Below are 227 nucleotides of genomic sequence, written 5' to 3'. Positions count from 1 at the left end.
GTGCCCAGCTGGCGCTGCAGGCCGATGCGCACGTTCTCGCGCACGCTCAGGTGCGGGAACACGGCGGAAATCTGGAACGACCGGATCACGCCGCGCCGCGCAATCTGTGCGGGCTTCTCGCGCGTGATGTCGATGCCGTTGAAAAGGATGGTGCCCGTGGTGGGCTCCAGGAATTTGGTGAGCAGGTTGAAGCAGGTGGTCTTGCCCGCGCCGTTCGGTCCGATCAA

At 64.8% G+C, this 227-nt stretch carries 1 protein-coding gene; it reads right to left on the bottom strand.

Annotated features, from left to right (window positions below):
* Positions 1-227: ATP-binding cassette domain-containing protein (locus tag A9J21_RS27335; protein WP_156546217.1), on the bottom strand; the 227-nt coding region annotated here is incomplete at both ends.

This window comes from Cupriavidus sp. D384, assembly GCF_001652915.1.
Classification (GTDB): domain Bacteria; phylum Pseudomonadota; class Gammaproteobacteria; order Burkholderiales; family Burkholderiaceae; genus Cupriavidus.
Note: the sequence above shows the minus strand (reverse complement) of the source record. Positions and strands in the feature narration are given on the sequence as shown.